Annotated in this window: 23 protein-coding genes; 12 read left to right on the top strand and 11 right to left on the bottom strand. The window is 62.2% G+C overall.

All coding sequences use genetic code 11. From position 1 onward, the window contains the following. The first annotated feature begins 35 nt into the window (after positions 1-35). The gene (locus tag GWL_RS05560) at positions 36-965 is read left to right on the top strand and encodes a triacylglycerol lipase (RefSeq protein WP_008327587.1); all 930 of its coding nucleotides are present in this window, start codon (positions 36-38) and stop codon (positions 963-965) included. A gap of 101 nt (positions 966-1066) precedes the next feature. Here GWL_RS05560 and GWL_RS05555 read toward each other — a convergent pair whose 3' ends face one another. Both GWL_RS05555 and GWL_RS05550 read right to left on the bottom strand, forming a co-directional pair. Next, entirely contained in the window at positions 1067-1414 is a 348-nt protein-coding gene (locus tag GWL_RS05555) for a hypothetical protein (RefSeq protein ID WP_034350146.1), read from the bottom strand. 123 nt (positions 1415-1537) lie between these two features. Continuing rightward, positions 1538-2383: a ferritin-like domain-containing protein gene (locus GWL_RS05550; RefSeq protein WP_008327584.1), complete on the bottom strand. Its 846-nt coding sequence runs from the start codon at positions 2381-2383 to the stop codon at positions 1538-1540. A 159-nt stretch (positions 2384-2542) separates the two neighbouring features. Between GWL_RS05550 and GWL_RS05545 the strand changes: the two genes are divergently transcribed. From GWL_RS05545 to GWL_RS05530, 4 genes are read left to right on the top strand one after another with little or no spacing between them, the layout of a single operon-like run. Further along, positions 2543-3067, top strand: coding sequence for a gamma carbonic anhydrase family protein (locus tag GWL_RS05545; protein ID WP_008327583.1), 525 nt, complete (start codon positions 2543-2545; stop codon positions 3065-3067). Between the two features lie 20 nt (positions 3068-3087). Further along, positions 3088-4017 (top strand): Hsp33 family molecular chaperone HslO, encoded by a 930-nt coding sequence (gene hslO, locus GWL_RS05540; protein ID WP_008327581.1) that lies wholly within the window; start codon positions 3088-3090, stop codon positions 4015-4017. A gap of 14 nt (positions 4018-4031) precedes the next feature. Beyond that, entirely contained in the window at positions 4032-4328 is a 297-nt protein-coding gene (locus GWL_RS05535) for a hypothetical protein (protein WP_157174199.1), read from the top strand. Positions 4329-4343: 15 nt separating this feature from the next. After that, positions 4344-4646 (top strand): type II toxin-antitoxin system RelE/ParE family toxin, encoded by a 303-nt coding sequence (locus GWL_RS05530; RefSeq protein ID WP_237713523.1) that lies wholly within the window; start codon positions 4344-4346, stop codon positions 4644-4646. A gap of 8 nt (positions 4647-4654) precedes the next feature. Here the strand turns inward: GWL_RS05530 and GWL_RS05525 are convergent, their stop codons facing one another. Beyond that, on the bottom strand, positions 4655-5377 hold the full coding sequence (locus GWL_RS05525; RefSeq protein ID WP_008327575.1) for a pseudouridine synthase: 723 nt from the start codon (positions 5375-5377) through the stop codon (positions 4655-4657). Position 5378: 1 nt separating this feature from the next. Further along, positions 5379-6206 (bottom strand): RNA methyltransferase, encoded by an 828-nt coding sequence (locus tag GWL_RS05520; protein ID WP_034350140.1) that lies wholly within the window; start codon positions 6204-6206, stop codon positions 5379-5381. A 318-nt stretch (positions 6207-6524) separates the two neighbouring features. On the opposite strand from GWL_RS05520, the gene GWL_RS05515 reads away from it, so the two are divergent. The 5 genes from GWL_RS05515 to GWL_RS05495 all read left to right on the top strand — a co-directional run bounded on the left by GWL_RS05515 (position 6525) and on the right by GWL_RS05495 (position 10983). Continuing rightward, entirely contained in the window at positions 6525-7322 is a 798-nt protein-coding gene (locus GWL_RS05515; protein ID WP_006712869.1) for an inositol monophosphatase family protein, read from the top strand. A gap of 86 nt (positions 7323-7408) precedes the next feature. After that, positions 7409-7933 carry a VOC family protein gene (locus GWL_RS05510; RefSeq protein ID WP_008327569.1) on the top strand — a complete coding sequence of 175 codons (525 nt, stop codon included), beginning with the start codon at positions 7409-7411 and terminating at the stop codon, positions 7931-7933. A gap of 32 nt (positions 7934-7965) precedes the next feature. After that, on the top strand, positions 7966-8721 hold the full coding sequence (locus tag GWL_RS05505; protein WP_008327567.1) for an alpha/beta fold hydrolase: 756 nt from the start codon (positions 7966-7968) through the stop codon (positions 8719-8721). A 173-nt stretch (positions 8722-8894) separates the two neighbouring features. After that, complete coding sequence (locus GWL_RS05500; RefSeq protein ID WP_008327566.1) at positions 8895-10436, top strand: DEAD/DEAH box helicase; 1542 nt, start codon at positions 8895-8897, stop codon at positions 10434-10436. A 61-nt stretch (positions 10437-10497) separates the two neighbouring features. Next, positions 10498-10983: an N-acetyltransferase gene (locus tag GWL_RS05495; protein ID WP_008327565.1), complete on the top strand. Its 486-nt coding sequence runs from the start codon at positions 10498-10500 to the stop codon at positions 10981-10983. A 98-nt stretch (positions 10984-11081) separates the two neighbouring features. Here GWL_RS05495 and speB read toward each other — a convergent pair whose 3' ends face one another. After that, entirely contained in the window at positions 11082-12035 is a 954-nt protein-coding gene (speB, locus tag GWL_RS05490) for an agmatinase (protein ID WP_008327564.1), read from the bottom strand. Between the two features lie 137 nt (positions 12036-12172). On the opposite strand from speB, the gene GWL_RS05485 reads away from it, so the two are divergent. Beyond that, positions 12173-13072, top strand: a complete 900-nt coding sequence (locus tag GWL_RS05485) for a LysR family transcriptional regulator (protein ID WP_008327563.1) — start codon at positions 12173-12175, stop codon at positions 13070-13072. Positions 13073-13150: 78 nt separating this feature from the next. On the opposite strand, the gene GWL_RS05480 is transcribed toward GWL_RS05485, so the two are convergent. From GWL_RS05480 to GWL_RS05455, 6 genes are all read right to left on the bottom strand, one after another. After that, positions 13151-14284, bottom strand: a complete 1134-nt coding sequence (locus tag GWL_RS05480; protein WP_008327561.1) for an ABC transporter ATP-binding protein — start codon at positions 14282-14284, stop codon at positions 13151-13153. Beyond that, a complete protein-coding gene (locus tag GWL_RS05475; protein WP_008327559.1) occupies positions 14281-14931 on the bottom strand; it encodes an ABC transporter permease in 651 nt (216 codons plus the stop codon). The genes GWL_RS05480 and GWL_RS05475 overlap by 4 nt, the downstream gene beginning before the upstream one ends. A gap of 10 nt (positions 14932-14941) precedes the next feature. Next, on the bottom strand, positions 14942-15856 hold the full coding sequence (locus GWL_RS05470) for a glycine betaine ABC transporter substrate-binding protein (protein WP_008327557.1): 915 nt from the start codon (positions 15854-15856) through the stop codon (positions 14942-14944). A 72-nt stretch (positions 15857-15928) separates the two neighbouring features. Next, on the bottom strand, positions 15929-16642 hold the full coding sequence (locus GWL_RS05465) for an ABC transporter permease (protein WP_008327554.1): 714 nt from the start codon (positions 16640-16642) through the stop codon (positions 15929-15931). A 592-nt stretch (positions 16643-17234) separates the two neighbouring features. Continuing rightward, the gene (locus GWL_RS05460; protein ID WP_008327552.1) at positions 17235-17942 is read right to left on the bottom strand and encodes a DUF4197 domain-containing protein; all 708 of its coding nucleotides are present in this window, start codon (positions 17940-17942) and stop codon (positions 17235-17237) included. Positions 17943-17998: 56 nt separating this feature from the next. After that, positions 17999-19333, bottom strand: coding sequence for an MFS transporter (locus GWL_RS05455; protein ID WP_081486064.1), 1335 nt, complete (start codon positions 19331-19333; stop codon positions 17999-18001). Positions 19334-19671: 338 nt separating this feature from the next. Here GWL_RS05455 and GWL_RS05450 point away from each other — a divergent pair, with 338 nt between their 5' ends. Then, positions 19672-20070: a TM2 domain-containing protein gene (locus GWL_RS05450; protein WP_008327547.1), complete on the top strand. Its 399-nt coding sequence runs from the start codon at positions 19672-19674 to the stop codon at positions 20068-20070. Positions 20071-20082: the final 12 nt, after the last annotated feature.

Genomic DNA, 20082 nt, shown 5'->3' with positions numbered 1-20082 from the left:
GCCCTTGGACCTGACCGCCTCCGACCGACGCCCGCATGATTTCACGCATCTCCAGAACCCTGCTCCTCATCCAGTTCGGCATCGCGATCCTGTTCTACTTCCTGTTGCGGCATTTCGACTGGCCCATCCTGGCCGCTGCAGGAGGGGGCGTACTGATCGTGCTGCTGCTGCGCGCCCAAATCACCGCCAACAGCTTTTTCCTGACCTGGCCCTATCGCGGCCGCACCTCCAACCCGGTGGAGATCACCTGGCTGCAGATCGCCACGCTGTTCCTGCGCGAATTCCGCGCCACCATGCTGTGCTCGTCCTGGGGCATGCCCTTCCTGCGCTTCGAACAGTTCAGCTACCCCGACACGACCTCGCTGCCGGTGCTGCTCATCCACGGCTACGGCTGCAACAGCGGCTATTGGCGCTGGATGAGCCTGGAGCTGCGCGAAGCCCGCATTACCCACTACGCGCTGGACATGGAACCGGTCTTCGGCAGCATCGATGACTACGCGCCCCTGGTGCATGCAGCCGTGCAACGCGTACTGGCCGAGACCGGGCAGAAAAAGATCGTCATCCTCGCCCACAGCATGGGCGGACTGGCTGCCCGCGCCTACCTGCGCGATCACGGCTGCGACCGCGTGGCCCGCGTGATCACCCTGGGCACGCCACACCATGGCACGGCCATTGCCAACTTCGGCATCGGCATCAACTGCGGTGAAATGAACTGGCTGGGCCGCTACGAAGAAGGACGCAGCAGCGAATGGTTGCAAAAGCTGGCCGCCACCGAAGAAGCCGATGCGCTGGGCCACATCGTGTCGATCTATTCCCAGCACGACAACATCATCTCGCCGCAAAGCTCGGCCCACCTGGAGGGCGCCTGGAACATCCCGGTCATCGGCATCGGCCACGTCGCCCTGGCACTGGAACCCTCGATCCAGAAGATGGTGATCGACCTGATCCACAACGCCCGCGACTGAGCGCAGCGTCCGCTTGCGCCCTGCAAGCAAGAAGCCGTCCGGCGGGAGCGGGACGGCTTCTCGGATGAGGCTGCACCGCCTCCGGCGGGGCCAGGGTGGGCTTACTTCTTGGATGCGTCCTGCAGCTTCTGACCGGCTTCTTCCATCTTTTCACCGGTCTTCTGGGCCAGCTCCTTGGCGCCTTCCTTGGTCTTTTCGTAGGCTTCCTTGGCGTCGGCCTTGGCCTTGTCCATGGCGCCATCGAGCTTGGAACCGGACTCGGAAGCCTGGTCCTTGGTCTGGCCGCTCACTTCATCGAGTTTCTTGCCGGCGTCCTGCACCGCACCGTCGATCTTCTTGCCCAACGCTTCGGCCGGACCCGGCTCTTCCTTCTTCTGGCAGGCCGCCAGCAGGGTAATGGCCGCCAGACTCACCGCCACGCCGGCCAGCAGTTTGGACATCTTGTTCATGTTCTCATCCTTTCCATTCATGGTTGACGATCCCGAGCTATCGGGATGGGGGTGACGATAGCACAGCGGCAAGCGCCTGCCTGCCGCTGCGAAAATTGCTTACATTTCTTGCAAATCCGTCGATCATCGCGAAACGTCGCTGAACATCAACATTTCTTCATCAGAAAAGCCAGCCGCGCGGCGCGCCTCCAGATTGAAGGGGCCGCGCAGCGGCGGCGCCCGGTGGCGCCGGCACAGCTCGGCGAAGCTTGTCACGGGATCAAGCTGGCGCTGCGCGCACAGCCAGTTGAACCAGCGGTTGCCGATGAGTACATGGCCGACCTCGTCGCGCATGATGATATCCAGAATCTCGGCGGCCGCCAGGTCACCGGCCTGCGCCAGCTTGGCGCGCACCGGCGGCGCCGCGTCCAGCCCGCGCGCTTCGAGCGTACGCGGCACCAGGGCGATACGGGCCAGGACGTCGTCCTTGGTCGATTCGGCCATGTCCCACAAGGCGTTGTGGGCGGTGAAATCGCCATAGCGGTAGCCTAGCGTCTTCAGATGATCGGCCAACAAACTGAAGTGATAGGCTTCCTCGTCGGCCACCTGCAGCCAGTCTTCATAGAATTGGCGCGGCATGCCGGCAAAGCGCCAGAGCGCATCCAGCGCCAGGTTGATGGCATTGAACTCGATATGCGCCAGCGCGTGGATCAGCGCAGCCCTGCCCTCAGGTGTGCCCATGGAACGATGCTTCACCTCCAGCGGCGAAACCAGCTCGGGGCGCGCCGGGCGGCCAGGGATGCCGGTGGCAGATTCGGTGGCGGCCAGGTCGTCCGTTTCCAGCGCTACCTGCCCCGCCTGCCAGGCAAGGCGCAAGGCCCGCACGGAACTGCACTTGAGCGCAGGATGCGTTTCCCTCAGGCAAGACAGCGCGGCGCTACGCAGGCGGGTGAATGAAAAGACTTCATCTGGGGACGAGACGTGATCCAAGGAACTGACTTTCAGGGAAGGTAGAATACGCGGTTGAGGACGCCGACTTTGCCTCCATATGAAAAAATATGAAGATAAATGTCCAATAATGCAAGCCGGGACAAGGCAGAGCCGAGGCATCACCCACCGACCAGCAGGTAACGAGGAGACAATTTTATTATGGCGATCTACCAATTGGCAGAGGACATTCCCGAGATCCACGACACCGCCTTCGTGGCCGAGTCGTCCACGGTCGTGGGCAAGGTGAAGATGGAGGCGCATTCCAGCGTCTGGTTCAACGTGGCCATTCGTGGCGACAATGAGCTCATCACCATCGGTGAGAACAGCAACGTGCAGGAAGGGGCGGTGCTGCACACCGATGTGGGCTATCCGATGGTGATCGGCAAGAACGTCACGGTCGGGCACCAAGCCATGCTGCATGGCTGCACCATCGGTGAAGGTGCGCTCATCGGCATCCAGGCGGTGGTACTCAATGGCGCCAAGATCGGCAGGAACTGCCTGGTCGGCGCCGGTGCCCTGGTCACCGAGGGCAAGGAGTTTCCCGACAACTCCCTGATCATCGGTGCTCCCGCCAAGGCGGTGCGCCAGTTGAGTGAAGAAGATATCGCGCGCATGCGGGCGGGCACCGACAGCTATGTCCAGCGCGCGCAACAGTTCAAGACCCAGCTCAAGCGCATAGCCTGAGCGGTCAAGCAAAGGAAACGATGAAAGACACGCTGCAAAAATTCCTGGTCGACAACGCGCCCGTACGAGGCGAACTGGTCGAGATTTCCGATACCTGGCGCCAGGTGCAAGCGCGCCGCGACTATCCCGTTGCGGTCCGTACGCTCCTGGGCGAAATGCTGGCCGCCTCGGCCCTGCTGTCGGCCAATCTGAAGTTCAACGGCATGATCGTCATGCAGATCCATGGCGACGGCCCGGTCAAGCTGCTGGTGGTCGAATGCGACTCCGAGCTGCAACTGCGCGCCACTGCCAAGCTGGCTGACGGTGCCGAGATGGCTGACGATGCCACGCTGACCGATCTGGTCAACGCCAATGGTCATGGGCGCTTCGTCATCACGCTCGATCCCAAGGACAAGCTGCCCGGCCAGCAAGCCTACCAGGGCGTAGTGCCGCTGGATGGCGAGAGCGTGGCCACTGTCATCGAGAACTACATGCTGCGCTCCGAACAGCTCGATACCAAGCTGTGGCTGGCCGCGGACGAAAAGGTCTCGCGCGGCCTGCTGCTGCAGAAGCTGCCTTCCATTGGCGGTACCGCAGCGCCAACTGCCAAGCCGGAAGGTGAACTGGAAGACTGGAACCACATGGTCATGCTGGGCGATACCTTGAAGCGCGAGGAATTGCTCTCCACCGACATCGCCACGCTGATGCACCGCCTGTTCTGGGAGCAGACCATCCGCGTCTTCGACCCGGTGCATCCGCAATTCCACTGCTCCTGCTCGCGCGAGAAGGTCGGCAACATGTTGAAGATGCTGGGTCAGGAAGAAGTGGCTGAGGCACTGTCACAGATGGAAAAGCTGGCCATCGACTGCGATTTCTGCGGCCAGCATTACGAGTTCGATGCGGTCGATTGCGCACAGCTGTTCGTGGCCGATGTGGGTGGTGCGAGCGAGGCGAGTGACGCGCGGCATTGAGCGGGCGCGAGTGGGTGGGGCAGAAGAATTTCGGGAAAATCGGAAAGAACAAGGTTCCGGCAAAAACCGGCAGCGGTATTTCAAATGGCCAGGTCTATAATCGCCGAATGACTTCCGCCACCCACCTCCTCGCCGACAAATACCCTGTGGCCCGCGACGCCGGGCCGTCCGCCATCGGCCCGCGGACAGAGGAAGAGCAAAAGCTTCTGGCGCTGATCGACGAGGGCCTGCAATCCGGCCCCGCCATCGACATCACCATTGACGAGCTCGCCAGTCAACTACGCGAGCGCATCCGTAACAAGACAGCATGACAGGTGCGCATGCGCATGCGTTTGTCCCCCGTCGCGCAACGCGACATCCTCGACATCACCGACCATTACACTGAACTTTCGCCACACCTGGGCGAACGCTTCACGGAAGAACTCACCACCACCTTACACGACCTGACAAGGCAACCCGGCATGGGATCGCGGCGCTATGCCCACCTTCTGCCGGATCGCTCGCTGCGGATGTGGCGGCTGGATCACTTCCCTTACCTTCTGTTCTATCGCGCGCGCGATGACACCTTCAGTCTGCTGCGCGTGCTGCACGAACGCCGCGCCCTGTCAGCGGATGCCCTGCGTTACTGAGCCCTGGCTTACTCTGCATCCGGCACCAGCAAGGCCATCTGCCCGGCATCCAGATACGTCCACTCCCCTTCTTCCAGTTCCAGCGCCTCCAGCTGCAAGCCGCCGATGGCGGTGCGCTGCAAGGCGCTGCAATGGTTGCCGGCTGCGGCCAGCATGCGCTTGACCTGGTGATACTTGCCCTGCTCCAGCACGATTTCCAGCAGGTTCTCACCCAGTTGACGGCAACGGGTAGCCGCCAGCGGCGCCGGTTCGTCATGCAGTTGCACGCCGGCCTTCAGTTGCGCGATCAGGGCCTCGGTCACCGGCTCGGCCGTGGTGGCCGCATAGACCTTGGGCACGTGGCGCTTGGGTGAGGACTGCGCGTGAATGAACGCGCCGTCGTCGGACATCAGCAGCAGGCCGGTCGTGTCGTGATCCAGCCGCCCCACCGGCTGCACGTCGCGCCAGGTGAACTGTTCCGGCAGCAGCGTCAACACGCCCGGATGATGGCTGGGCTTGCGCGAGCATTCGATGTTCTGCGGCTTGTTGATGGCGATGTAGACGTGTTCGCGGTATTCCCACTCTTCCTCGAAGATGGTCAGCACCAGGCCGTTGGTATCCGGGGTGGCGCGGTAGTCGTCCACCACCTCGCCATGAATCGACACTTCACCATCCTCGATGAGTTCACGGCAATATTTGCGCGAACCGAACCCCTGCGATTGCAGGATGCGGTCCAGGGTCAGCTTGGCCATGTCAGCCTTCTCCTTGTTCGTTTTGTTCTTGCCGGCCGGCCTTGGCCTGCTTCGGTTCCAGAATCTGGCGGGCGATGCCGCGCAGGATGTTGACCTCTTCGGTCTCCAACTGGGCGCGCGAGAACATGCGTTTCAAGCGCGGCATCAGCTTCTTGGGATTGTCCGGGTTGAGAAAATCGATGGCCACCAGCGCCTGCTCCAGATGCGCGAACATGCCCTCGATCTCGGCCACGCTGGCGCTCTGCCCATGAAAGCCCACCTCACCCGGCGCGCGCGCATCACCGCTGGTCTGCATCGGGCCACCCTGCACTTCCAGCTCGGTCATGCGGCATTCATAGGCCAGCACCTGCACCGCCTGCGACAGGTTCAGCGAGGAATAGTCCGGGTTGGCGGGAATATTGAGCAAGGCATTGCACTTCTGCACCACCTCATTGGGCAGGCCGAAACGCTCATTGCCAAACAAGAGGGCGGCATTCAGGCCGGTATCACGGGAAAGCTGCCCCGCCAGCTCGCGCGGCGACACCACCGGCGGCGAGAATTCACGCAAACGGGCACTGACAGCGGCAGCGAAGTTGCATCCCTGCAACGCTTCTTCCACGCTGCCAACGATGCGTGCATTTTGCAACACATCCAGCGCGCCGCTGGCGAAGGCAATGGCTTCATCTTCCTTCACCGCGTCCGGAAAGCGCGGATTGACCAGCACCAGCTCCGAAAAGCCCATGGTCTTGATGGCCCGTGCGGCCGAGCCGATGTTGCCGGGACTGCTGGTATTGACCAGCACGAAACGCAAACGGCTGAAAAGAGATTGTCCTGACACTTGCTTGTTCATTTAAAATAGCGGGATTCGCGCCCCAGGATCAGATATTGGCAAAACGCCAATATTGCAGCAAGGCTGTCAACCCAGGTCGACTTTGTTAGCCGACTTGAACGGTGCCATTGCCCCTGGACTGCCTGGCAAACCCGCAAGCATAACAGCCGCGGGCGGCGCAACGCTCATTAATTTCATCGTCGCACTGGTTTGACTGCCGGGTTTCGCCTGGCCAGCTGTTCCGCATGCTTGTCGCGGAAAGCCGGCTGGTCGGCCATGGCGACGATGAGCAACGCAGCCATCGTCTTCGGTGGCCGCAATTTTAACGGAACCATCGGAATGATCATCCCACCCATGCTCAATACGGCGATCAAGGCAGCCCGCCGCGCCGCTACCATCATCAACCGCGCGTCCTTCGACGTGTCGCTGCTGAAAGTGTCGAAGAAGTCGCACAACGACTTCGTCACCGAGGTGGACAAGGCAGCCGAGGATGCCATCATCGACGTGCTCAAGAACGCCTACCCCGACCACGCCATCCTGGCCGAGGAATCGGGTGCGTCCGACAACCTGCACGATGAAAACGAAAACGTCTGGATCATCGATCCACTGGACGGCACCACCAACTTCATCCACGGTTTCCCGCAATACTGCGTCTCGATCGCCCTGCAACAGCGCGGCATCATCACGCAAGCCGTGGTCTACGACCCCACCCGCAACGATCTGTTCACCGCCTCCAAGGGTGCTGGCGCCTACCTGAACGAAAAGCGCATCCGCGTGGGCAAGCGCGACAAGATCGCCGATGCCCTGATCGGTACCGGCTTCCCCTTCCGTGACCTGGATGGCCTGAACGAATACGTCACCATGTTCAAGGTCATGACCGAGCACAGCGCCGGCCTGCGCCGCCCGGGCGCGGCCGCCCTGGACCTGGCTTATGTGGCCGCCGGTCGCCTGGATGGCTTCTTCGAAAAGGGCCTGAAGCCCTGGGACATCGCCGCCGGCTCCCTGCTGGTGACCGAAGCGGGCGGTATCGTGGGCACCTTCAAGGGTGACTCCGACTACCTCTACAAGGGCGACGTCATCGCCGGCAGTCCGAAGATCTTCGCGCAGCAAGTGAACCTGCTCTCCGAATTCGCCTGAACGACGCCATTGCAATAAACCCGTCTCCTCATGGCGTCCGGCATTGCTGCTATAGTGCGGCTACCGGCGCAGACCGAGGAGACGACATGAACATTCCTTCCCAGCAAGCCAGCAACGAGCAGGCCCATTGCGCGTTGCCGCCCGGCTACCACAGCGTCACTCCCTACCTGATCGTCAAGACCTCGGCTGATGCCATCGCCTTCTACCGGCGCGCCTTCGACGCGGCCGAGATCATGCGACTGGACGGCCCGCACGGCAAGGTCTGGCATGCCGAGATCCAGATCGGCAATGCCCGCATCATGCTGGCCGACGAACATCCCGAACTCGGTTTCCTGAGCCCGCAAACCCTGGGTGGCGCAGGCGTGAGCCTGCTGATCTATGTCGCCGATGTCGATACGGTATTCACCCAGGCGCTTGCCGCCGGGGCGGTACAACTGCGCCCGGTACAGAACCAGTTCTACGGTGATCGTTCCGGCACCCTGCGCGATCCCTTCGGTCATGTCTGGTCCATTGCCACGCATATCGAAGATCTCAGCAATGAAGAAATCTGCGCGCGCTCGCGCGAGATGCTGGCGCGCCGCTGCAAGAAGCTGGCCGACGAAAAGAACTGATCCATCCTGACCAGAATACGACCGGAAGCCCCATGCCCTTTGCCCTCAGCGACAACCGCAAGATTCACTACCAGGTCGAGGGCCGAGGCCCGTCCCTGCTGCTGCACCACGGCTTTACAAGCAGCCTGGAAGCCTGGCGTTTCTTCGGCTTCACGGCGGTGTTGCGCGAGCACTACCAGGTCATCCAGTTCGATGCGCTGGGCCACGGCCAGAGCGACAAGCCGCATGATCCAGCCGCCTACACCCAAGTGCAGCGTTGCCGCGATGCCCTGGCCGTGCTGGATGCAGTGGGCATTGAACGAACCCACTTCTTCGGTTATTCGCTGGGCGGCTGGGTCGGCTACGGCCTGGTGCGCCATGCGCCCGAACGGCTGCACAGCCTCATCCTGGGTGCTGCGCACCCGTATGAAGATCGCAGCTGGGATGGCTTCCACGGCATCGACGGACGCGATCCGGAAGCCTTCATCGCCACCTTCGAAGGCTTGCTCGACGAACAGATTTCAGCGCAAGTGAAGATGCTCATCCGTGCCAATGACCTGGAGGCGCTGGCCGCTGCCGCCCAGCAGCCGCGCCCCTCGCAGGAAGACCTGCTGGCCCGCATGGACCTGCCCTGCCTGCTCTTCTGCGGCGATGCCGATGCGCGTCATGCGGCAGTCCAACGTACGGCGGCCTTGTTGCCGCAGGGTGAATTCGTCAGCTTGCCGGGCGTGACCCACTTCGGCGGGCTGATGCAGAGCGCACTGGTTTTGCCGCCCGTGCTGAGCTTTCTGGCACAGCGTCAACGATGAGCTGAGCGCGGGCCTGTCTCAAAATAATTCACGTCGTACGCGGGCTGCGCTGTTATACTGCGGCCTGCGCGGCGTATAGCCAGTCAAGTCCGCGCCCTCCTCAAGTTCCAACCCGTTTGCCTGCGACTGGCGCCCGCAAGGGGCCACAGGCCAAACCCCAATTTCAGAGTCTCATGTCATTTTCCGCGCTCGGCTTGTCCGACGAAATCGTTCGTGCCGTTTCCGAACAAGGCTATACCTCCCCCACCCCGATTCAGGCCCAAGCCGTCCCCGCCGTGCTCTCCGGCGGTGACCTGCTGGCTGGCGCCCAGACCGGCACCGGCAAGACCGCCGGTTTCACCCTGCCGCTGCTGCAACGCCTCTCGGCCATGCCGCGCCAGAAGATCAACGGCCACCTGCCCATCCGCGCGCTGATCCTGGCGCCCACCCGAGAACTGGCAGCCCAGGTCGAAGAAAGCGTGCGCCAGTACGGCAAGTACCTGCCGCTGACCTCCGCCTGCATCTTCGGCGGCGTCGGCATCCATCCGCAGATCGCACTCTTGAAGCGCGGCGTCGATATTCTGGTCGCCACCCCCGGCCGCCTGCTGGACCACATGCAGCAAGGCACCGTGAACCTGCAGCACATCCAGATCCTGGTGCTGGACGAAGCCGACCGCATGCTGGACATGGGCTTCATCCGCGACATCCGCAAGGTGCTGGCCGCGCTGCCGCCCAAGCGCCAGAACCTGCTGTTCTCGGCCACCTTCGCCGATGAAATCAAGAAGCTGGCCGACAGCCTGTTGAACAACCCGGCCCTGATCGAAGTGGCGCGCCGCAACTCCACCGTGGAAGTGATCGCCCAGAAGATCCACCCGGTCGACCGCGACAAGAAGCACCCCATGCTGGCGCACCTGATCAAGACCCACCAGTGGAAGCAGGTGCTGGTCTTCACCCGCACCAAGCACGGCGCCAACAAGCTGGTCGAGCAACTGGCGCGCGACGGCATCACCGCCATGGCGATCCACGGCAACAAGAGCCAGTCGGCCCGCACCAAGGCCCTGGCCGAATTCAAGGACGGCAAGCTGACCGCCCTGATCGCCACCGACATCGCCGCGCGTGGCATCGACATCGACCAGCTGCCACACGTGGTCAACTACGATCTGCCCAATGTGCCGGAAGATTACGTCCACCGCATCGGCCGCACCGGCCGCGCCGGCGCTACCGGCGAAGCCGTCTCGCTGGTCTGCGTGGATGAGCGCGACCTGCTGCACGACATCGAGCGCTTCATCAAGCGCGAAATCCCTGTGGAAGTGATCGCCGGTTTCGAACCCGATCCGACCGCCAAGCCGCAACCGATCCAGCTGCGCAGCGGCCAGGGCCGTCACCAGAACGGTGGCGGACGTGGTGGTCAACGCAGCGCCCCGCGCAAGCCAGCCGGCAACGGCAATGCAGCAGCACCCAAGCCGACCGGTGGCAACGCCGGTCATGGTCAAGCCGCCAAGCCACGCGCAGCAGCCAATGGCAACGGTAACGGCAATGCCGCCCGCGGCCAGGGTGGACGTGGCAATGGCGGCGGCAACGGTGGCAATGCGGGCAACGGCGGCAACAATGCCAACCGCGCTCCCAAGCCTGCCAATGCCAACGGCCAGCCGCGCAATGCCGGCCAGCAGCAGCGCCAGGGTGGTCCGCGTCCGTCGGCCCTGACCCATGGCGGCCAGCGCGCAGCGGGCAAGTAAGTCCGCAGCCAGCCCCTGCTGATCAACAACGTTCATCATCCATCACAAGAAAAGGAACGACATGAGTGTGACCGTCATCAAGGCCGACCTCGGCAACGCCGCCCACGCGGCAGCGCTGTTCGAGACGCTCAATGCCTACGCTTGCGACGCCATGGGCGGCGGCAAGCAGCTCTCCGACTACGTGCGCGAGAACCTGGCCGCCGAACTGAAGAAACGTCCCACCGCCCATGTCTTCCTGGCCTTCGATGGCGAGACCCCGGCGGGTCTGGCGACCTGCATCGAAGGTTTCTCGACCTTCGCCTCCAAGCCGCTGCTCAATCTGCATGACCTGGCCGTGATGCCGGCCTATCGCGGCCAGGGCGTGGCCAGGCTGCTGCTGGCGGCGGTCGAAGAACAAGCCCGCCAGCTGGGTTGCTGCAAGCTCACGCTGGAGGTCCTGGAAGGCAATGCAGTGGCGCGCTCGCTGTATCGCGCCTGCGGCTTCGAGGGCTACGAACTGAAAGCCGAAACCGGCAAGGCCATGTTCATGCAGAAGCCGCTGAGCTGAACGCTGTCAATCTGATTGCCTGCAAAAAAGCCTGCATCGACCCATGCAGGCTTTTTGCTTTTTTGCCGGATCCTTCACATCCCGTTAGTTCCGCTGCCTCAGGCCCGGTATTTCACGCCCGGCAGGATGCACAACATTTCATACGCCAGATTGGCCGCCACCAGCGCGGTAGTCCCGGCCTGGTCATAGGGCGGCGACACCTCCACCACATCGGCCGAGACGATATCGAGCCCCTTGCATCCACGAATGATTTCCAAGCCCTGCTGCACCGTCAGCCCGCCAATCTCCGGCGTGCCGGTGCCGGGGGCAAAGGCGGGGTCCAGGCCATCGATGTCGAAGGTGAGATAGACCGGGCCATCCCCCATCTGGGTACGTACCTCTTCCATCAGCGGCACCAGCGAACGGTGCCAGCAGGCTTCGGCCTGCACCACCCGGAAGCCCTGGGCGCGGCACCAGTCGAAGTCGTCGGCGTGATAGCCGGTACCGCGCAGGCCGATCTGCACCACCCGCTGCGGGTCCAGCAAGCCTTCCTCGAAGGCGCGCCGGAACGGTGTGCCGTGGGCGATCTTCTCGCCGTTCATGGTGTCATTGACGTCAGCATGGGCATCCACGTGGATCAGCCCGACCGGGCCGCGATGACGCGCCATGGCGCGCAGGATGGGCAAGGTCAGCGTGTGGTCGCCTCCCAGGCTGATGGTCTTGCAGCCGGTGGCATAGATGCGCTCATACGCCTCTTCGATCATGCGCACTGAATCCAGCAGGCTGTAAGGATTGAGGGCGACGTCGCCCAGATCGGCCACCTTCAGGGAATCGAAGGGCGCAGCACGGGTGGCCATGTTGTAGGGGCGCAGCAGTACCGATTCCGTACGGATCTGGCGCGGCCCGAAACGCGTCCCCGAGCGGTTGGAGGTGCCGATATCCAGCGGTACGCCCACGAAACCCACATCCAGCCCGAGCGGATTGTCCACATGCGGCAGCCGCATCATGGTGGCGATACCACCAAAACGCGGCATTACGTTACCGCCGAGAGGTTGATAGAGATCATGTTCCATCGATGTGCATCCTTGAGTGTTCAGTAAGATGCAGTCGATTCTAGCGAGCCATTGAAGATGGAAATATCTCGATCTGACGACGCTTGCATCGACAATTATCGATGTAAAATCGACCACGCCTCCAACCCCGCACCCCCATGCTCAACAACATCTTCGATCTGGACCTGCGCCTGATCCGCGTCTTCCTGGCGGTGGTCGATTCCCACGGTGTCTCGGCGGCCCAGGCCCGGCTCAACGTCGGGCAATCCACCATCAGCACCCAGTTGAACACGCTCGAAACCCGGCTCGGCTACCGCCTCTGCGAGCGCGGCCGTTCCGGCTTCCGGCTGACCGCCAAAGGCGAGAAATTCGCCCTGGCGGCACGACGCATGATGGAAGCGCTTGATGAATTTGGCATGCAGGCGCGCCATCTCGACAAGCGCCTGGTCGGCACGCTGTCCATCGGCCTCATGGGCCACACTCCGGCGCAACACAATCACCGCCTGGCCGAGGTGATCCGTCGCTTCCGTGAGCGCGACGAAGCGGTACGCATCGAACTGCTGGTGCGCCCACCCGGCGAACTGGAAGAGATGCTGCTCAAGGGCAGCATCGCCCTTGCCATCGGCTACTTCTGGCGCCGTGTGACGGCCCTGCACTACACCCCGCTGACACTGGAACGCCAGGTGGCCTATTGCGCCCCGCCCCATCCCCTGTTCGACCAGCCCGGCGAGATCGCACCGGAACAGGCCGCCGCTTGCTCCTGGGCCTGGCGCGACTACCCGGTGCCGCCCGAACACCTGCCGCTACAACAACGCAACATCATGGCCATGACCGGCAACATGGAAGCCATGTCCATCCTCATCCTCTCCGGCCAGCACCTGGGCTACCTGCCCGAGGAAATGGGTCGCCAGTACGAGGCGCGCGGCCAGATGCGCGCCTTGAACCGGGCCAAGCTGGCCTATGACGTGGACATCAGCGTGGTCACCCATCGCAGCAGCGAGCGCACGCCCATCGTGGCAGCCTTCCTCGAAGACCTCGACCTCCCGCAAGCGCAATAAAAAAAGGGCGATGCCTGCGCATCGCCCTTTCCGTCTTCCTGCTTTTTTGCTTTTTGCTTCACATCAGGCCAAGCACGATCAAGCCGCCATCGCCATCCCGCGCGACTTCCCGGAGCTCAGATAGCTGGCGATGGAATCCTGCGTCACTTCGCCCACATAGCTGCCATCATTGGCGATGACCGGCATCCAGCTGGTGCTGTGCTTGTACATCTTGGAGAGCACCACCCGCAGGTTCTCTTCCGGATCGGCATTCATGGTGAAGGGACGCACCTTGTCCTCGGCCACCCCGGTGTTGCCGCGCACGTCGCGACGGGTCAGATAGCCCAGCGCCCGGTTGTCGGCATCGATGATGGTCAGATAGCGCGAATCCTGATCATCCATCAGCGCCAGGGCCTGGTCGCAGGACACATCCGGATGGGCCGTCGCCGGCGTGGTGGCGGCCTCGCCGGCACGTACCAGCAGCAGGCGCTTCAAGGTATGGTCCTGCCCCACGAAGGCGCTGACGAAATCATCCTTGGGACGCGCCAGCAAGGTATCGGGATTATCGAACTGCACCAGCTTGCCGGCGCGGAAGACGGCCACCCGGTCGCCCAGCTTGATGGCTTCGTCGATATCGTGGCTGACCATGATGACGGTCTTGTTGAGCTGGCGCTGCATCTGGAAGAACTCGTTCTGGATCGATTCACGGTTGATCGGATCGACCGCGCCGAAGGGTTCGTCCATCAACAGCACCGGCGCATCGGCCGCCAGCGCACGGATGACGCCGATACGCTGCTGCTGGCCACCGGAGAGTTCGCGCGGATAGCGCTTCAAGAATTTCTTCGGATCCAGCGCCACCATGGCCATCAGTTCGGTGGCACGCTCCTGGCAACGCTTCTTGTCCCAGCCCAACAGGCGCGGCACGATGGTGATGTTTTCCTCGATGGTCATGTTGGGGAACAGGCCGATCTGCTGGATCACGTAGCCGATGTGGCGGCGCAGTTCCACTTCATCGATGCCGGAGGTGTCCTGGCCGTTCAAGAGCACGCGGCCCGAGGTCGGGTTGATGAGGCGATTGATCATCTTCAGGGTGGTGGTCTTGCCGCATCCCGAAGGGCCGAGGAAGACGCAGATCTCGCCTTCAGCCACCTTCAGGCTGACGGCATCCACCGCCTTGACCTGCGTACCATCCTTTTGGGTGTAGGTTTTGCTCAGTTGGTCCAGTTCGATCATTTTTGTACTCCTTTGGGTGTCAGGATTTTCTGCAGACGTTCCAGCAGGGTGTCCGCGATGATGGCCAGCACGCTGATCATCACCGCGCCCACCACGAGTTTCTGCATGTTGCTCTGGCTGATGGCATGCAGGATCAGCACGCCCAGCCCACCGGCACCGATGATGGCCGCAATGGCCATGACGCCGATGTTCATCACCACGGCAGTGCGCACACCGCCCAGGATCACGGGAACTGCCAGCGGCAGGTCCACCATACGCAGGCGCTGCCAGAAGGTCATGCCGATGCCGATGCCGGCTTCCTTGATACCGGCCTCGATGTTCTCCAGCGCCAGATAGGTGTTGCGCATGATCGGCAAGAGCGAGTACAGGAACACGGCCGTGATGGCCGGCAAGGGGCCGATGCCGGCGCCAAATTGCGAGAACACCGGGATCATCAGGCCGAACAATGCAATCGAAGGCAGCGTCAGCACGATGGTCGCCAGTCCCATCAGGGGACCGGCCAGCCAGCGCACCCGCACGATCAGGATGCCCAGCGGTACGCCGATGGCAATGGCCAGGCTCACCGCGATGCCCACCAGCTCAAGATGCTGCAGGGTCAGCTCAAGGATGTTGCGCCAGTCCGATTGCAGGTAGTCGAAGATATTCATGGTCCCCTCCTCAGATCAGGCCGGCTTGCTTCAGGAAATCGGCAGCCACCTTGGCCACCGGTTCCTGGTCGATGTCGACACGCTTGTTCAGTTCGGTCATGGTCGCCGTGTCGATCTTGGCCGACAGGGCATTCAGTTGCGCGGCCAGCTCGGGATTCTTCTCAAGGATTTCCTGGCGCACCACCGGAGTGGCCTTGTAGGCGGCAAAGTAACCCTTGTTGTCATCCAGCAGTTGCAGATCGAAACCCTTGATGCGGCCGTCCGAGGCGTAGGTCAGGCCGACGAACAGCTGTTCATTCTTCAGCGCCGTGTAGACCAGACCGGGGTCCATCTGCTTGACTTCGCTGCGATCCAGCTTGAAGCCGTACAACTGCTGCATCGGGCCCAGGCCGTCGGGGCGCGAGGCGAACTCGTAGTCCACGCCCATGAGGTGCGGCTTGCCCCCCTCCTTTTCATCTTCGTTGATGCGCTCGGCCAGGTCCTGCAGCGAGCGGATGTGGTACTTCTCGGCCAGTTCGCGCGGCATGGCGAAGGCGTAGGTATTGTTGAGCTCCGATTGATTCAACCAGACCAGGCCGCGCGGCGCGTCCAGCTCCTTGACCTTCTGGTAGATCTGGTCGGCATCGAGCTTGTCCTCGATGTGGTTGTAGACGATCAGGGCGGTCCCGGTGTAGTCCCAGACGATGTCGAGCTGACCGCTTTCCAGCGCCGAACGCATCAGGGTGGTGCCCAGGCCGTTCTTCAGTTCGGTGTCATAACCCTTGGCGCGCAGGTATTGCGCGGTCATGTCCGAGAGCAGCAACTGCTCGGTGAAGTTCTTGCCGCCGATGACCAGGGTCTGCGCCTGCGCCCGGGCCGTGCCGAACATGGCCAGCGCCAGCGCCAGGGCGCACAGGGCGTATTTCGCAATGGTCTTGCTTGTCATGCTTTCCTCTCTACCGCTGTGCCCGATGCTGCCGGCGTGCGGTCGTTCTTGTGATGGAAATGAAATGTCGGATCAGGCCCGCAGTCCGCGACGCGCCAGGTAGAAGCCCGACAGCGAGGTCACCAGGGCATCCAGCACCAGTGCCAGCAAGGCGGTCGCGGAAGCCCCCAGCAGCAGCTGGCCATGGTTGTTGAGGTAGATGCCCGGGAAAATCAGCCCGCCCAGACTCTCGCCACCGATGAGCATCGACAGTGGTGCGCTGCCGACATTGATCGCCAGTGCCGTGCGCACGCCGCCCACGATGATGGGCAGTGCATTGGGCAATTCCACCCGCAACAGGATCTGGTACGGCTTCATGCCGATGCCGCGGGCCGCTTCCTTCATGGCCGCCGGCACGTTCTTCAAGCCCTCGTAGGTATTGCGCACGATGGGCAGCAGCGAGGCCAGCCACAACGCCAGGATGGTCGGACCATTGCCGATGCCGAAGGCCGCCAGTGCCAGCGCCAGCACCGCAATGGACGGAATGGTGTTGCCGATGTTGAAGATCTGGATGAACTTTTCTGCACTGCGTTGCGCACCCGGGCGGGACAGCGCAATCCCGGCCGGAATGCCGGTGAGCAGTGCCAGCACCATCGAACTGAAGACCAGTTCCAGATGCTTGCCGGTGTAGTAGACCAGGTCACCACGATACTTATGGATGACGTCCGGACCTATCCACCAGACCAGGCCTGCGATAACCAGCGCAAAACCAAGCGCGCCGGCGAAGACGTGACGAACACGTGTCATGTTACCCCCTGTTGGTATAGCCGAGGCGACATGACGCCGCTACGACGGGTTTCTGGAATCAATTTTTTAGAGGTTCGCTTGCCCCGTTGGGCGTATCGTTTGGATGCGAACCGAAGCTGCAAAGGCAGCGATGAAACCGAAGCGATGAAGCCAGCCTCGGCATGATGCTTACCGGACAGGGATGGGAACGGGTCACCGTGGAGAACGGGAGAGCATTCGCGCTGCCAGCCGGAAATTTGGACAACCCGCACATTGCGGATCGGACACTGCTATAGGGTCGTTGTTGAACAAGGATGTCGCATAGACAAACGATAGTTTAAAGCAATCGCTTAATGCTGTCCAGCAATGTAGCAATGTAAATCGATAACTTACAGATCTGAAGCACTTTTAAAAGTTCCCAACAGCATGCAATATGCTACTAAAAGTGGGCATCCCGAAAACCGCTAGTGCGGCGCTATCCCTTGCCCCACGCGGTTCCCGCCGAGCTTGACGATCCGACAAGAGCGGGCAAAAAAAATCGCCGGACCTCTGTACGAGGCCGGCGAAATTTTTTGGGGAAACGCGAGCAGAGGGCCGCGTCGCTGTCCTGCGTTCAGCGCATGGCGCCGAAGACCTTGCCGAGAATGGCACTGCCGCTGCCCACGGGATCCTTGCGGATGGCCTTTTCTTCCTCGCCGATCATGAGGAACAAACCGTCGAGGGCGCGCTGAGTGACATAGCCTTCGACCGTGCTCTGTGAGCTGCCCACCAGTCCGGACTTGGCGACCTGGCCCATGACGGCGTTGTAGCGGCCGGAGAGGCCGTTCTTGTCGGTGATCCGCTTGACGATGGGCAGGAACTTCACGGCCAGTTCACCCGAGGTTTTCTGACGGAAGAAGTCGGTGACGGAGGTATCGCCGCCGGCCAGGATATTCTTGGCGTCGCTCACGGACATGGACTTGACGGCGTTCATCAGCAGTGGCTTGGCCAGCGGGACGGCGGCTTCGGCGGCGTGGTTCATGTCGGCCACCAGGCCATCGACCTGGCTGCCCATGCCGGTCATGCGCAGGATGGGCATGGCCTGCTCCAGGGCGCCAGGCAGCTGGATCTTGACCTTGTCATTGCCGAGGAATCCATTGGGCCGCCCCAGGTTGGCCACGGCGCTGCTGGCCCCTTTCTCCAGCGCCGCTTTGAGGCCGGCGGTGGCGTCCTGGTTGCTCAGGTCCGAGAGAGAAAAGGCGAATGCGCCACTGCAGGTGAGCAGAAGGCCGACAGCCAAAGCGCGGCGCACGGCAGAGACGGGAAAACGGGAATTGGGCATGCGCGACTCCATGGTTCAGGATGCGGGGATGATAGCAGGCTGCCCCCACCTGCTCCTCATTTGCCGCGTGACAGCTCCAGCCCGGCATTGCGCGGCAGCTTGCCGCTGATCGGCACCGAAGCCACCGAAAACAGGCCGATGACCAGGAAGGCCGGCCAGAAGTCAGTTTCCACGATGGTGGCGTGGCCCTGCAGATGATTGGACAGTTGCAGCACGATACCGGCCACCGTCACGCCCAAGCCCAGCGAGAGTTGCTGGATCACGCTGGCCAGGCTGGTCACGCGGCCGGCGTCACGATTGTCGATGTCGGCATAGGCGATCGAGTTCAGGCAGGTGAACTGCAGCGCCGGGAACACCCCGCCCATCAACACGATGGTGACGATGAGCAGGTAAGGCGTATGAATGCTGAAGATGCCATAGGCCGCCAGCGCGATACCGGCGAACACCGCATTGACCATCAGCACCGTGCGAAAACCATAGCGACGCAGCACCCGGCTGGCCAGCAGACGGATGAAGAGCGAGCCGAAGGCCGAGGCACAGGTGATGCTGCCGGCCTGGAAGGCGGTCATGCCCAGTCCCTCCTGCAGGGCCAGCGGCAACAGGAAGGGCACCGCGCCCAGACCGATGCGAAACAGAGAGCCCCCCACCACGCTGGCATGCAGCGTGGGGATGCGCAGCAGGCGGAAGTCCAGCAAGGGATACGGGATCTGGGTGGAATGGCGGTAGTACATCGCCAGCGCGATGGCGCCGATGGAACACATGGCCACCGGCGTGGCGCCATCGACCAGGTGGCTGCCGAACAGCGACAGGCCCAGCATGATCATGGCCGCGCCCACCGAGGTGAGTACGAAACCCTTCACGTCCAGCGGTGCCGGATCGTCTTCCTTGAAGTTCTCGATGAAGCGGTGCGCCAGATACAACCCCAGGAAGCAGAACGGGATATTGATCAGGAACACCCAGCGCCAATGGAAGTAAGTCGTGATGAAGCCGCCCAGCAGCGGCCCGACCACCGGCCCCAGCAGCGCCGGCAAGGTGAGATAGCTGACCGCCTTGACCAGCTCGGACTTGTCCACCGAACGGGCGATGATGACCCGCCCCACCGGCACCATCATGGCCCCGCCGATACCCTGCAGGAAGCGCGCAGCCACGAAGGTCACCAAAGAACCCGAGACCGCGCAGAGGATGGAACCGGTCATGAAGACGATCATGGCCGAACTGAACACCTTGCGCGCCCCCAGCTTGTCAGCCATCCAGCCGGAAATCGGAATGAACACGCCCAGCGCCGCGACATAGGCAGTCATGGCCAGTTTGAGGGTGATCGGGTCCTGGTTGAGATCGCGCGCCAGCGCGGGCAGCGAGGTGGCCAGCACGGTGGCGTCCATGTTTTCCATGAACAGCGCACAGCCGACAATGAGCGGAATGAGCAGCGAAGGTCGCACAGTTGGCAACGGGGACAATGACAGTGGCGGAATTCCAGGGAGGCTCTTCGTTCTTCGGCCTCCTGAAGTTCAACAGTTTATACCAGTTGGCCTTTTCTTGCGGGCAAGCCGTCGGATCGCCACAACGATATGAACACTTTGGCAGACAGGCTGCCGCCTTCTGACAAGTAGCTTCACCTGGCCGGCGAGGCACTTTATCGATGCGCCCGTGGCACAATGCAGTGCGGCTTGCTGCACGAAGCAATCTTCATATCACCGCATTTCCAGCCACCCTCTCATTTGGAACCGGAATGAACAACGACACCCACAGCAAAACCTTGGGCTATCTGCTCTGGATCTTCGGATTCCTGGGCGCACACCGTTTTTACTATGGCAAGCCGGTCACCGGCACGATCTGGTTTTTCACGCTGGGCCTGCTGGGCATCGGCTGGATTGTCGACCTGTTTCTGATCCCGTCGATGGACCGCGAGGCTGATCGCCGTTTCGTGGCTGGCGAGATCAATTATTCGGTGGCCTGGTTGCTGCTGACCTTCCTGGGCATTTTTGGCGCCCATCGTCTGTACATCGGCAAGTGGATCAGCGGCATCGTGTATTTCTTCACGGGCGGTTTCTTCCTGCTGGGGGTGCTCTATGACTTCTGGACCCTCAACGCCCAGATCTCCGAGCGCAATCACGGCGGTCGCAGCTGAGCCCTGCGGTCC

Source organism: Herbaspirillum sp. GW103, assembly GCF_000261365.1.
Taxonomy (GTDB): Bacteria; Pseudomonadota; Gammaproteobacteria; order Burkholderiales; family Burkholderiaceae_D; genus Herbaspirillum.
This window is presented reverse-complemented; position numbering and strand designations above follow the sequence as displayed.